Genomic DNA, 12,902 nt, shown 5'->3' on the forward strand with positions numbered 1-12,902 from the left:
AGGTTCAGAGGTGGTAGATATCCACCACGTGGTGGATGTAATCGTTCTTCAGGACGACTTTCTTGCGCTTGATCTTCAGCGCGCCGTTTTCACCGCGTACCAGCGTCACGAAAGCGGTACCGAAGTAGGTATCCACGTTGTTGTAACGCACGCTGTTGGTCATCCAGCTGTAGCGCACTTCGGCATCACCCGCAGAGGCCGTCAGCAGTTCCAGGTTGCTCAGCATGTGCTGGGTCCGCGGCTCCGGCAGCGAGCTGGCACTGGACCGGTCCGTCTTGATCCGGAACACGCGGTCTTCCAGACCATCCCGGCGGGCATAGTAAATCAGTGAGATTTCGGACTGCGGGTCCTGTGTCAGCTCTCCGTCCACATCCCAGCTCGGCACCCAGTACTCGGCTTCCTTGTCGTAGTGCTCCAGCCAGCTGTCATAATCCTTGTCGTCCAGCGCACGCTGCTCTGAGTGCAGAAAATCCCGTACATCTTCATAGGTGATGGTCATGTTTATTCTCCCTTCGCCTGTGCCTGTTTTTTGCGTGCCGCTGCTTCAAGTACCTTCTGCCAGTAGTGGTGCTGGATGATGTAGAGCCCTTCATCCTCGGTTTTTTCACCACTCATCACCGGGTGCACATCGATGCTTTTGGCATCCTCGTCCTGACCGTCAATCCAGTGCTCGGCACCCCGGCACATGTCATTCCAGGTCAGCTTGATGCCCTTGAAACCTTCCTGACAGGCACGGAACTCTTCCAGGTCATCGGGCGTGGCCATGCCGGAGGCATTGAAGAAGTCTTCGTACTGACGGATGCGGTGGGCCCGGGCTTCAGCACTTTCACCCTTGGGCGCGATGCAGTAGATGGTCACTTCCGTTTTATCCACTGAGATCGGTCGGAAATGGCGAATCTGTGAACTGAACTGGTCCATCAGGAACACGTTCGGATAGAGACAGAGGTTGCGCAGGTTGCCGATCATCCAGTCGGCACGCGCCTGACCGAACTTTTCAACCAGTTCGTCACGGCGCTCGTAGAGCGGACGATCTTCCGGGTTCGGCCAACGCATCCACAACAGAATGTGACCGTGTTCAAAGGCGTAGAAGCCACCCTTCTGCTTGTTCCAGGTGGAGGCGTCCATCGCCTTGACATCATCCATGGACATGCCGGCCTTGCGGCGGGCCGTGGTCGCTACATAGTTCCAGTGCGTGGCCGAGACATGGTAGCCATCGGCACCGTTTTCAGCCTGCAGCTTCCAGTTACCGTCATACACGTAGGTGGAGGAACCGCGAATGACCTCAAGCCCTTCGGGTGACTGGTCCACAATCATGTCGATGATTTTGGCCGCTTCACCCAGATGCTCCTTCAGCGGCTTGACGTCATCGTTCAGTGAGCCGAACAGGAAGCCACGGTAGTTTTCCATCCGCACTTCCTTCAGGTCATGCGAACCTTCACAGTTGAAGGACTCGGGATAACCGGCATCATTCGGATCCTTGACCTTCACCAGCTTGCCGGAGTTGCTGAAGCTCCAGCCGTGGAACGGACAGGTAAAGACAGCCTTGTTGTCTTTCTTTTTACGGCAGAGCACAGCACCGCGGTGACTACACGCATTGATGAGACAGTTCAGCTCACCCTCCTTGTTGCGTGTGATTACCACCGGCTGACGACCGATGTAGGTGGTGAAGTAATCGTTCGGGTTGGCCACCTGGCTTTCATGAGCCAGATAGATCCAGTTGCCCTCGAAGATATGTTCCATTTCGAGCTCGAACAGCTCGGGATCGGTGAACATGTCACGACGGCCACGATAAAGACCTTTCTCTTTATCGACCTCCATCATGCCACCGACTTTTGCGATCAGATTGTCTTGCATGCTATGCCCTCCTTATTGTTTGGATCCAGATTAGAGGGCGGGCTCAAGGCTCACTATCCAGCTTTTGCCATTCTTTATCCCATAGGTGCAGAGGGTGTATTGGCAAAGTCTGACGGCCCTGAAAACAAAAAACGCCGTCAAGGGACGGCGTGAAAATTCGACTGTGGAATTCAAACAGTCGAGTGCAGCACAAACAACAATCAGGTCAGCGCAGTCAAAAAGCGCTCATTGAGCTGACGGTCATGGTAGAAGATCGCCTTGCCCAGCTCATCCGCATCCCAGGTGACCGGCTCATGATCCGGGTAGTGGTAGTCCCCGCCACAGAACACCTCATTCCGATTACCGGCCGGATCGAAGAAATAGATGGTTTTGCCGTGCGTCAGGCCATGACGGGTCGGGCCGATATCCAGCGAGGTATCCGTCATTGAAATCAAGTCAGCTGCGCGCAGGACATCTTCCCAGGTTTCCAGAAAGAACGAGGCATGGTGAAACCTGCCCGGTTCGGGATGGTCGATAAACGCCACGTCATGCGCTTTCATGCTCGCCGTGAGGAACTGGGCGACGCGCTTGCCATCCGGGGCGACCACCTGCTCGGCCAAGTCAAAGCCCAGCACATCTCTGAACAGCTCCAGCGTGCGATCCAGATCGATGCCATACAACAGACAGTGATCAAAGCGAGTCGCCTTGATGCCCTTTAATCCTCGTGGCCAGGCTTCGGGGTTTCGGTTACTCAGCCCCCACTTGCCGGTCTGCTCCTTGCTGGCATACAGCTCAAAATCATGCCCGCTGGGCGCCTTGAAGCGGATCCGCCGACCACAGCCTTTCAGCTCCTCTGCCGGCAGCGTCTCAACCTCGCAGCCAAACGCCAGCAGGTCCTTTTCCAGCTGATCAACACTGGCCTCGTCCAGACATTTGAAGCCCATGAAGTCCATCCCCGGCTGGTCCGCTTCACGCAGGACTACCGAAAACTTGTCGACCTCTGTCCAGCCCTTCAGATACACACGCCCCTGTTCATCACGATCCATTTCGATCAGTCCCAGCAGTTCGACGTAGTGCTTGAGAGCTTCTTCCAGGTCCAGAACCCGAATCTGGACATGTCCCGGGCGCATTACACCTTTTTTCATAGCCACCTCTTTGTTCTTATTCAGCCGTTTGGCACCCGTGGCGCCTTTGTAAACAGGCTCACTATTACAACCTGCCCCGCCGCAATAAATCCGCTGGCTGCAAGCCTTATCCCCTGCCTGCAAAGGTGTCGCGATTGCAGTTTCCGGACACTGCTGTGCACCTGATGGCTATTTCTGCAGGCCCCGCTTCTTTCTAATCATCAGACCATAAAAATAACGAACTCCATGAGGTAAATGATGATCAAGCCCAATACGCTCCGTACTGCCGTACTCGCAGGCCTTACGTCACTTGCTCTTGGCCAGACGGCCGTTGCCAATACTCAGGCACCGATCAAGGTCGGCATCATGCTGCCCTTCAGTGGTGTCTACGGTGCGCTCGGGGATGCCACCCGAAACGGCATGAAAATGGCACTTCAGGAAAAGGCATCCGAGCTGCACGGTCGCAAGATCGAGTATATCGAAATCGATACGGAAGCCCGCCCCGAACGCGCGCCCGAGATCTCCTCTTCTCTGCTGAATAACAGCAAGGCCGATTTCATCGTAGGCCCGGTCCACTCGGGCGTCGCCATGGGGATGATGAAAGTGCTGCGCGGCAAGGATACGGTCATGATCGTGCCTAACGCAGGCGCAGGCCCCGTCACCGGTCCGCTGTGTGCACCCAACGTATTCCGAACCTCTTTTTCGTCCTGGCAGCCGTCCTATCCGATGGGCAAGGTGGCGCTGGACAAGGGCTACAAGAAAGTCGTCACCATGAGCTGGAACTACGGTATGGGCAAGGAAAGCCTGGACGCGTTTGAAGAATCCTTTACCGCCGGTGGCGGTGAAATCCTGAAGAAGATTCTGGTGCCTTTCCCGAAAACCGAATTCCAGGCCTATCTGTCCGAAATCGCATCCATCGAGCCGGATGCCGTCTTTGTATTCTTCGCCGGCGGCGGTGCGGTGAAATTCATCAAGGATTACGACGCGCTGGGCCTCAGTGGCAAGATCCCTCTGCTGGGTTCCGGCTTCCTGACGGAAGGCACGCTTGAAGCTCAGGGCAAGGCCGCCGAGGGCGTCATGACGACGCTTCATTATGCCGACTCTCTCGACAATGAGATCAACAATCGCTTCCGCGCCTCCTACAAGGAACAGTTCGGCAAGGCATCCGATATCTACGCGGTACAGGGGTACGACACCGGTCTGATGATTGCCTCGGCCATCAACCGTCTGGGTGGCGATATCGAAGATCAACAGGCCCTGATCAAGGCACTGGAAGAGACTCGGGTAAACAGTCCAAGAGGTGAGTTCACCTTCTCGGCTGCCCATAACCCGGTGCAGAACATCTACCTGCGGACCGTTGAGAACGGTGAAAACAAGGTCATCGAGGTTGCCGCCCCGGCACTGGCTGATCCAGCCCGTGGCTGCAAACTCTGATAGCCGTTCGGGCAGGCGTGGGCCTGCCCGATTAATTTCCAACCTTGTTGCTTCTGGTTACCGTTATGACCACGTCCCTGTTTTTAGTACAGCTGATCAACGGCCTTCAATATGGCCTGCTGCTGTTTTTGATCGCTTCTGGCCTGACGCTGGTGTTTGGCGTCATGGGCATTCTGAACCTGGCACATGGCTCCATGTACATGGTGGGTGCCTACCTGGTGTGGTACTTCTTTGAACACACCGGCAGCTTCGGGCTCAGCGCACTGATCTCGGCGGTGATCGCCCTGCTGGTGGGCGTTTTCATGGAACGGACCCTGATCCGCCAGCTCTACCGGCGCAACCACCTGGACCAGGTGCTGCTCACCATCGGCATGATTTTCGTTTTCAACGCGCTGCAAAGCATCCTCTGGGGGAATGACCCTCTCGGCGTGGCGGTCCCCCCCAGCCTGTCGGGCGCCATTCCCATGACAGATGTTCTGGAGTACCCGATCTATCGGATTTTTGTGGCCCTGCTCTGTGTCCTCATTGCCGGTGTCATGTACTTCATGATCAACAAGACACGACTGGGGATGCTGATCCGTGCCGGTGAATCCAACCGGGAGATGGTGGAGTGCCTCGGTATTGATATCCGCAAGCTGTATACCATCGTGTTTGCCATTGGCGTCATGCTCGCAGCCGTGGCGGGCGTTGCCGCTGCTCCCATGTCATCCATTGTGCCGGGCATGGGCGAACATATCCTGATCACCTGCTTTGTGGTTGTCGTCATTGGCGGCATGGGTTCGATCAAGGGCGCTTTCGTTGCGGCACTGCTGGTCGGCCTTGTCGATACCTTTGCGTCCGTCATGGTGCCACAGCTCTCGAGCATGATGATCTACATCCTGATGGCCTTCATTCTGCTCATAAAGCCCCAGGGGCTGTTCTCTTCCTGATCCGGAGCCTGTCATGTTTTTCAATACACGTACTGAACGCATATTCATCTGGGTGTTCTTTCCACTGGCGCTCCTGCTGCCCCTGTTTCTGGCCGAGAACACCTTTTTCGTCAGCAAGCTGACCAGCGTGATGATCTTTGCGCTGTTTGTCATGTCGCTCGATTATCTGGTGGGCCGCTGTGGCCTGATCACCCTGGGCCATGCCATGTTCTATGGCCTCGGCGGCTATCTGTTCTGGATGATCGCCCCGGAGTACGAGGCCGTTAACTTCTGGGTGTACACCTTTTACATCTGCATGATTGCCGCGGCCGTGGCCCTGGTCATCGGCTTCCTGGTACTGAGGACCAGCGGGATCTACATGATCATGATCACGCTGGCCTTTGCCCAGATGGCCTTTTATTTCTTCTCGGACTCGATCGATTTTGGCGGTACCGACGGTCTGTTTATCTATGTAAAACCTGAAACCAGCATTTTCGGGCTCAGTTTTTTTGATCTGGATAACCCGACACACTTTTATTACCTGTGCCTGCTGTCACTGTTCAATACACTGATTTTCTTCCGCCTGCTGATTCGCTCCCGTTTCGGCCGTGTCGTGGACGCAATCCACGAGAACCCGGGCCGTACCACCGCACTGGGCTACAACATCTTTCTGTTTCGACTGATGAGCTACGTCATTGCCTCTGCACTGGGCGCCTATGCCGGTTACCTGTTCACATTGCAGTACGGCTTTGTAAACCCATCCATGCTGGCCTGGACCACCTCCGGCTCGGCTCTGGTGATGTCCATTCTTGGGGGGATGGGTTCTATTTATGGCGCCATTCTCGGCACCTTCGTCTATGAAGGGCTGCACTTCTCGCTGGAGCACCTCACCGAACACTGGATGCTGTTCATGGGCATCCTGATCATCACCATGGTCATGGTGTTCAAGAATGGCATCGCGGGATACCTGGAAAAACTGCTGGAGAAGCGCGCATGAATACTCAAGTATCACTGGACGTGCAGGTCATGCTGGAAACCCAGGGGCTCTGCAAGTACTGGGGCGGCCTCAAGGCCCTGGACGACATCAGTCTGCAGTTTCATGACAAGCAATTGCACGGCATCGTCGGCCCCAACGGCGCAGGCAAAAGTACCCTGCTGAATCTGTTGTGTGGTCATTACAAGCCCACCCATGGACGCATCCTGCACAAGGACGAACCCATTGAGGCCATCAAGCCCTGGGCATTTGCACGGCGAGGCATTGGGCGCAGCTTCCAGAAAACCAACATCTACCCCGATGCCACCTGCCTGGAGAACTGCTGTGTGGCTGTTCAGCGCCGCATGGGGGGCAGCTTCAACTTCCTGCGCTCGCGTTACAGCCAGAAAGTACTGGATGAAATCGCCACCGACGCACTGGAAAAGGTAGGGCTGGGAGGACGCCGCAACGAAGTCGCAGCCCATATCAGTTACGGCGAGCAGCGCCAGCTTGAAATCGCCATGGTACTGGCCACTGCCCCCGAGGTCCTGCTGCTGGACGAACCCATGGCCGGCATGGGGCATGAAGAATCTCAGTTGATTATCGAGCTGCTGAAAAAACTGCGCCGGGAGTACTGCATCGTTCTGGTCGAGCATGACATGGATGCAGTGTTCGAGCTGTCCGATCAATTGACCGTTATGGTCGATGGACAACACCTGACAACGGGAACCGTGGATCAGGTACGCGATGACCCGCGAGTAAAAGAAGCCTACCTGGGCCAAGGTGACGAGGTATTCTGAAATGACAAAGCTGCTGGAAGTGAAAGGGCTTCACACCTTTTATGGTGAAAGCCATATACTGCACGGGGTCAGCTTTGACCTCGAACCGGGCCAGGCGGTCAGCCTGATGGGCCGCAACGGCATGGGTAAAACCACAACGCTGAAGTCACTGCTTGGCCTGGTACCACCCCGCAGTGGTCAGGTTTATTTTCAGGGCGAGGAGATCAGTGACCTGCCCACCTGGCAAAGGATGCGCAGGGATATTGCCTACGTGCCCGAGGGGCGTGGCATGTTCCACAACCTCAGTGTACGCGAGCACCTGGAAATGGCGGCACGCCCGAACCGCCATGGCGAGCAGAACTGGACCTGCGAGCGCGTGCTGGACACTTTCCCCCGACTGCAGGAACGGCTTGGCAACCTGGGCACTCAGTTGTCAGGCGGTGAACAGCAGATGCTGGCGATCGGCCGTGCCCTGGTCACCAACCCTTCCCTGCTGATTCTGGATGAAGCAACGGAGGGACTGGCGCCGCTGATCCGCAAGGAGATCTGGGATGTCATTCGCACGATCAAGGAAAGCGGCATTTCCACACTGATTGTGGACAAGAACATTCAGGTACTGAAAGAGCTATGCGATACGCATATCGTACTGGTGAAAGGTCAGGTTGTGTTCAGGGCCAACTCCAGTGAACTCATGCACAATCTGGAAGAGGTGGAATCCTACCTGGGCATCTAGGCATTTCCCCCGACCTGCCCATGCAGGTTGGGGGTTCCAAACACTGTTGGTAGAATCCCTTAAACCCACTGGTATGGATTCGTTTGATGTCTGAAGAACTTGCCTCCCCTTCCGATGCCCCGCGTCAGGGCATCAGCTCGCTCGAGATCGGTTTACGCATTCTGAATACATTGACTGAATCCCCGAAGCCTCTCACGCTGAAGCAACTGTCAGGCAAACTCGGCCTTTCACCCAGCCGGCTGCACAAGTATATGGTCAGCCTGCAGCGCATGGGATACGCCACCCAGGATCAAACGCAGGGCTACGTGCTGGGCAAATCCAGCCTGACCCTCGGGGTTGCTGCCCTGAGCCGTATTGATCCCATCCAACAGGCCTTTCAGGCTGTTGAAGCCCTCAATCGGGAGCTCGACAAAACGCTGTCCGTCACCGTATGGAATGGGCATGCACCGCTCGTCATCAAATGGCTGGATGCCAGTCAGCCTGTTGCCGTGAACGTGCGCCTGGGCATGGAACTGTCGCCCTTCTTCTCGGTTTCAGGCCGTATCTTCCTGGCCCATCTGCCCGACACCCGGCGCGATGAAATACTCGATGCCTTTTATCAGGCCCCCCCGGCATTGCCTCGTCATAAAGGGCAACCCCTGAAGCGGGACGCATTTGAGCGCCACCTTGAACAGGTCAGGGCTGAGAATCTGTGCTGTTTTTACGGGGACTTTCTGCCGGATATCAACGTTGTTGCCAGTGCCATCCATGATATCAATGGCAACATTTCATCCGTGGTCAGCCTGATGGGGCTGAATGGCGATACCGATGTGCGCCCCGGCAGCCTCTACAGCGAAAAGGTTTCAGGCTGTGCACGCAGTGTCACTGAAGCGATTTGTGGCGCCCGCGCTCAAGGGTAAAAAGGCCTTCCCTGGCCTTTCAACGTGCCCGTTTCAGTGTCTCGGAAGGCAGCTCACCGAACATCTTTCGGTAATCGGATGAAAAACGCCCCAGGTGGGTAAAACCGTAATCCAGCGCCACACCCGTCACGTTGCAGTGCCCATTATTGTGTCTGAGCTCTTCACGCAAACTTTTCAGCTTGGCCTGCTTGATATACAGCTTGGGCGTCACGTTGAAATACTTGGCAAACAGGTTGTACACCGTCCGCACGCTGACGTTCCCCATCTGCGCCAGATCTTCGACACCGATGTCATCTCGAATATGCGCATCAATATGGGCCAATAGCCGTGAAAATCCGCGATCATGCAGATGTGCCTCTTCGCTGGCACCGGCGTTGCTGTCAAACTGCTGCAGCAGCTTGCGGATCAGAATGTCGCGGTAAGGGAGCTGCAGATGACTCAGATCCAGCTCGGTTTCATTGGCTTCCAGCAGCAACGCATCCAGCAGGCGCATGAAGCCCAGCGACTGTTCCAGCTGGATGATCTTGCGCTCGAAACGCAGCCCGGCTGCGGGAACACGACCGGACTGCTCACGGCACACCTCTTTCACCAGCGCTTCGGGCACCTTGACGATGATCTTTTCGCAATCATCAGAGTATGCGAGGTCGATTTGCTCACCGGGGTTCATCATCAGTGCCTGCCCGCGTGTCAGCTTCAACCGCTCGTCCCTGAAAAACCAGCGGCATTCACCTCGGGTGACAACCTGAAAATGATAGATATTTTGCAGATCCGGACAACGGACGTGTACATCATCCCCGTAACTGAGGGAGGACAGTCCGATGCCGGCAAAATCGCGATAGCGCAGCCGTGACTCAGGGCGGCGACTGCAGTGAAGGTCGTTGAACTCCAGCTTGTGGTGCCCAACGTGTTTATCGACATATTCAGAGACTTCGAGCGGGTGCGCACCGTCGAAGATCACAGCATTGCTGAGAGCATTGGAGAACATCTGACACACCGTTTTTTTGTAATTATTGTTAATGGCTTGATTATAAGTAAACGAAAGTCAGATGCAATGCCTGTTTTTTGAACAGTTGGAACCTGAGGCCAAATGGCTCAAGCCATCCAACGGCACGGCCAGGACGCTAGCGCTTGATATTATCAAGCAGGTACCGCGTGATGCGCTTGGCCTGCTCTTCACTGAGAGAGTCAAACACCGGCATCTCCTTGCCTTCATGACCCCTGGTGATCAGCTGCACGATACTTTGCTCGCTCAGGGACGTTGTCCTGTTGGGCGGGACGCCATCAAGAAAGGAGCCCGACCCATCCGCTCGGTGACAGCTCGCACAGTAGAGCCCGTACAGCGCTTCACCACTGGCATCCTCCGGCACGGAGTCATTCCCACAAGCCGTCAGAACAACAGCCGCTCCCGTCAAAACCAGATAACGAAGTCTTTTCATCGGTCTATCCGCTTCAGGTGACAAGATCAGGGGGCCAGCGTCTTTCAATTACAGGATAGTCCTGAAAGCGATTAATGACCGTCGACCTTGGTCATGACGAACTCAATCAGAGCACGGGTCTTCACCGGCAGGCTTTCCCGGTGTGGATAGAGCATATGCATGGTACGCCCTTCCATCGGCCAGTCCGGCAACAGCTGCACCAGCTCGCCGGATTCAAGCTCACTGGCGACCACATACCTTGGCAGGCAACAGGCCCCCAGCCCACGTTTGACCGCATCCACCGCAAAGCGAATTTCATCCGTGCGCAGATGTGCATGGGGAGTAAAGGTTACGGCCTGCCCCTCAGGGCTTTGAAAACGCCAGAAGGCGGAGCGCTTGAGCACGACCAGTGGCAAGGCGGCCAGCTCTTCCGGCTGGGTTGGCGCCGGGAATTGGGTCAGCAGCTCAGGCGTTGCGACAACGACCATCTCGGTTTGCATCAGCGGTCGGGATATCCAGTCATTCAAGGTGACTTTGCCCAGCCGAAAGGCGATATCGATACTGTTCTTGACCAGGTCCACATTTTCGTTGCTCAGAAACATCTCCACGCTGACGCGCGGATTAATTTCCATGAACTCGAACACCCAGTCCTTCACATAATGATGCCCCAGCGTCAGCGGTGCCGTGATCTTGATATCGCCTGACAGGGACGAGAGTTCGGAATTCACATCCTCCGAGCGCATTTCCAGTTCAGTCATGACCGGCGAGAGGCTGCTGAAAAAACGCTGCCCCGACTCGGTCAAGCCAAACTTCTTGGAACTGCGGTGCACCAGCTTGTAGCCAAGCTGTTGCTCGAACGCCTGCAGACGGCGTGACAGGGTGGAGGTCGGAATGTCCAGATAGCGGGCTGCAGCCACCAGGCTGCCCTTCTCGACCACCTTGATGAAGTAGTAGAGGTCTTGGTAGTTCATGTTCTTATTCTCATATATGAAATTACAGCTTCCCGTGTTTCACGTAGATAAAAATCGGCATAAGCCTATATTGGGTAGCTGTAATCTCGATTTTACCGGCACTGCAGACGATCCTATACAGAACCCGGGTAAATTTCACGCACCTTTTTCAAGGGCCATCATGATGCCAGAAACAGAATCTACTCATCCTCTGGAGACGGCGGTGACAGTTGTCATCTCTCGCCGGGTCATCAAGGGCCGGGGAGCCGCCTTCGAGGCCCTGAGCAACAGAATGACTCAGTGTGCCTCACGCTATCCGGGCTACCTGGGGGCCGACATGTTCCGTCCGGCCAGTCCGAATGACCCCGAGTACAGGATTATCTTCAAGTTTGCAGATGAAACGTCACTGGCCGCCTGGCAGGCATCCTCCGAGCGTGCCGAATTGCTTGAGCAGATAGAGCCGCTTCTGATCGCACCGAGCAAGGTGGAAACACAATCGGGCATCATTAACTGGTTTACATTGCCCGGCCATAACCCGGTCAAGCCACCCTCCAAATTCCGCATGACGGTGGTCAGCTGGCTGGCGCTTTATCCCACGGTCACGCTGATTTTCTTTCTGTTTGGCGATCTTTTGTCGCAGGTGCCGCTGTTACTGCGCACGCTGCTTGTGACGGCCGTGGTCATGGTTGCCATGTCCTACTGGCTGATGCCCCGATTTACTCGCTGGTTTGCGTTCTGGCTGTTCCCCAGGCACGAACGGAATGAACGCTGACCCCGTACCGAATACCAGGAACTCTCATGAACTTGAAACTGACTGCCGTCGACCAGTCGCCCGTACAGGGCCTCCCCAGTGACGTCTCACCTGTCGCCATTACGGTTGATCTTGCACGCGCCTGTGATCGACTTGGCTACCACCGCTACTGGCTGGCCGAGCACCACAACAGCATCAACTTTGCTGGGCCCTGCCCGGAAATTCTGATTGGACATATTGCAAGCCAGACCGAGCGCATCCGTGTTGGCAGTGGCGGTGTCATGCTGACCCATTACAGCCCATACAAGGTGGCTGAACAGTTCAGCATGCTGGAAACCCTGTACCCCGGCCGCATCGATTTGGGCATCGGCAGAGCGCCCGGCGGTGATGCACTGGCCTCGCACGCACTGGCGTACCCCGCCCAGCCGGGTCTTGAGGACTACGCCGAGCAGGCCTGGTTGCTGCAAAACTTCCTCCAGCGCTCCCTGCCCGAGGATCATCCCTACGCCGGGTTGGGTATCATGCCGGGTACACCTGCCATTCCACAAACCTGGATGCTCGGCTCCAGCGGTGGCAGTGCGGGCCTTGCGGGCGAGATCGGCATGAAGATGTGTCTGGCGCTGTTTATCAGCCCCGATCCGGCTCCGCCCAGTGTGATCACTGAATACAAACAGGCCTGGACTGAGGCGGGCCATGCTGGCAGCCCTGAAGCCAGTATCGCAGTCGCGGCCCTGTGCGCCGACAGCCGTGAAGAAGCTGAGTATCTGGCTGCGCCGGCGGTGTACTGGAAGGTCAAAGCCTTCCGTCAGGGGATTCGTGAAGTGGTGAAGCATCCTGATGAAGCCTTGCAGCTGAAGCGAGCGTTAAGCCCTTCTGATCAGGCGTTCTTTGATGCTGTTTTGAACTCGATGATCCTGGGGGATGCCAAGAGCTGTGCCGAGCAGATCTGGCAGGTAGCCGACCGTTACCAGTGCGACGAGGTGGGTATCGTCACGGTCACACATGATTACCAGCATCGCCTGCGCAGTTACGAGCGACTGGCCGCAACGTTGCTCTGACCGCACCCGTTCTTTCAAGGCACAGAGGGATAACCTGCCTCTGTG

Annotated in this window: 14 protein-coding genes; 8 read left to right on the top strand and 6 right to left on the bottom strand. The window is 56.0% G+C overall.

Annotation, left to right across the window (positions count from 1 at the left end; translation table 11 throughout):
- Nucleotides 1-4: 4 nt before the first annotated feature.
- The 3 genes from H9C73_RS09260 to H9C73_RS09270 all read right to left on the bottom strand — a co-directional run bounded on the left by H9C73_RS09260 (nt 5) and on the right by H9C73_RS09270 (nt 2,978).
- A complete protein-coding gene (locus H9C73_RS09260; protein ID WP_209287539.1) occupies nt 5-499 on the bottom strand; it encodes an aromatic-ring-hydroxylating dioxygenase subunit beta in 495 nt (164 codons plus the stop codon).
- A 2-nt stretch (nt 500-501) separates the two neighbouring features.
- Complete coding sequence (gene benA / locus H9C73_RS09265; protein ID WP_209287540.1) at nt 502-1,854, bottom strand: benzoate 1,2-dioxygenase large subunit; 1,353 nt, start codon at nt 1,852-1,854, stop codon at nt 502-504.
- A gap of 200 nt (nt 1,855-2,054) precedes the next feature.
- Nucleotides 2,055-2,978 (bottom strand): catechol 2,3-dioxygenase, encoded by a 924-nt coding sequence (locus tag H9C73_RS09270; protein ID WP_209287541.1) that lies wholly within the window; start codon nt 2,976-2,978, stop codon nt 2,055-2,057.
- A gap of 237 nt (nt 2,979-3,215) precedes the next feature.
- Between H9C73_RS09270 and H9C73_RS09275 the strand changes: the two genes are divergently transcribed.
- The 6 genes from H9C73_RS09275 (at nt 3,216) to H9C73_RS09300 (ending at nt 8,683) form a co-directional block, all read left to right on the top strand.
- On the top strand, nt 3,216-4,391 hold the full coding sequence (locus H9C73_RS09275; protein WP_209287542.1) for an ABC transporter substrate-binding protein: 1,176 nt from the start codon (nt 3,216-3,218) through the stop codon (nt 4,389-4,391).
- 65 nt (nt 4,392-4,456) lie between these two features.
- Entirely contained in the window at nt 4,457-5,320 is an 864-nt protein-coding gene (locus H9C73_RS09280) for a branched-chain amino acid ABC transporter permease (protein WP_209287543.1), read from the top strand.
- A gap of 13 nt (nt 5,321-5,333) precedes the next feature.
- Nucleotides 5,334-6,296: a branched-chain amino acid ABC transporter permease gene (locus H9C73_RS09285; protein ID WP_209287544.1), complete on the top strand. Its 963-nt coding sequence runs from the start codon at nt 5,334-5,336 to the stop codon at nt 6,294-6,296.
- On the top strand, nt 6,293-7,072 hold the full coding sequence (locus tag H9C73_RS09290) for an ABC transporter ATP-binding protein (protein ID WP_209287545.1): 780 nt from the start codon (nt 6,293-6,295) through the stop codon (nt 7,070-7,072). Before H9C73_RS09285 ends, H9C73_RS09290 begins: the two co-directional genes overlap by 4 nt.
- A 1-nt stretch (nt 7,073) precedes the next feature.
- Entirely contained in the window at nt 7,074-7,784 is a 711-nt protein-coding gene (locus tag H9C73_RS09295) for an ABC transporter ATP-binding protein (protein WP_209287546.1), read from the top strand.
- A gap of 86 nt (nt 7,785-7,870) precedes the next feature.
- Nucleotides 7,871-8,683 carry an IclR family transcriptional regulator gene (locus tag H9C73_RS09300; RefSeq protein ID WP_209287547.1) on the top strand — a complete coding sequence of 271 codons (813 nt, stop codon included), beginning with the start codon at nt 7,871-7,873 and terminating at the stop codon, nt 8,681-8,683.
- Between the two features lie 19 nt (nt 8,684-8,702).
- Here the strand turns inward: H9C73_RS09300 and H9C73_RS09305 are convergent, their stop codons facing one another.
- The 3 genes from H9C73_RS09305 to H9C73_RS09315 form a co-directional block, all read right to left on the bottom strand.
- Nucleotides 8,703-9,668 carry an AraC family transcriptional regulator gene (locus H9C73_RS09305; protein ID WP_209287548.1) on the bottom strand — a complete coding sequence of 322 codons (966 nt, stop codon included), beginning with the start codon at nt 9,666-9,668 and terminating at the stop codon, nt 8,703-8,705.
- Between the two features lie 136 nt (nt 9,669-9,804).
- A complete protein-coding gene (locus tag H9C73_RS09310; RefSeq protein WP_209287549.1) occupies nt 9,805-10,119 on the bottom strand; it encodes a c-type cytochrome in 315 nt (104 codons plus the stop codon).
- 71 nt (nt 10,120-10,190) lie between these two features.
- Nucleotides 10,191-11,069 (bottom strand): LysR family transcriptional regulator, encoded by an 879-nt coding sequence (locus H9C73_RS09315; RefSeq protein WP_209287550.1) that lies wholly within the window; start codon nt 11,067-11,069, stop codon nt 10,191-10,193.
- A 202-nt stretch (nt 11,070-11,271) separates the two neighbouring features.
- On the opposite strand from H9C73_RS09315, the gene H9C73_RS09320 reads away from it, so the two are divergent.
- A complete protein-coding gene (locus H9C73_RS09320) occupies nt 11,272-11,820 on the top strand; it encodes an antibiotic biosynthesis monooxygenase (RefSeq protein WP_328797955.1) in 549 nt (182 codons plus the stop codon).
- Between the two features lie 26 nt (nt 11,821-11,846).
- Nucleotides 11,847-12,857, top strand: coding sequence for an LLM class flavin-dependent oxidoreductase (locus tag H9C73_RS09325; protein ID WP_209287552.1), 1,011 nt, complete (start codon nt 11,847-11,849; stop codon nt 12,855-12,857).
- Nucleotides 12,858-12,902 lie beyond the last annotated feature (45 nt).

This window comes from Marinobacterium alkalitolerans (genome assembly GCF_017776525.1).
GTDB lineage: Bacteria > Pseudomonadota > Gammaproteobacteria > Pseudomonadales > Balneatricaceae > Marinobacterium > Marinobacterium alkalitolerans.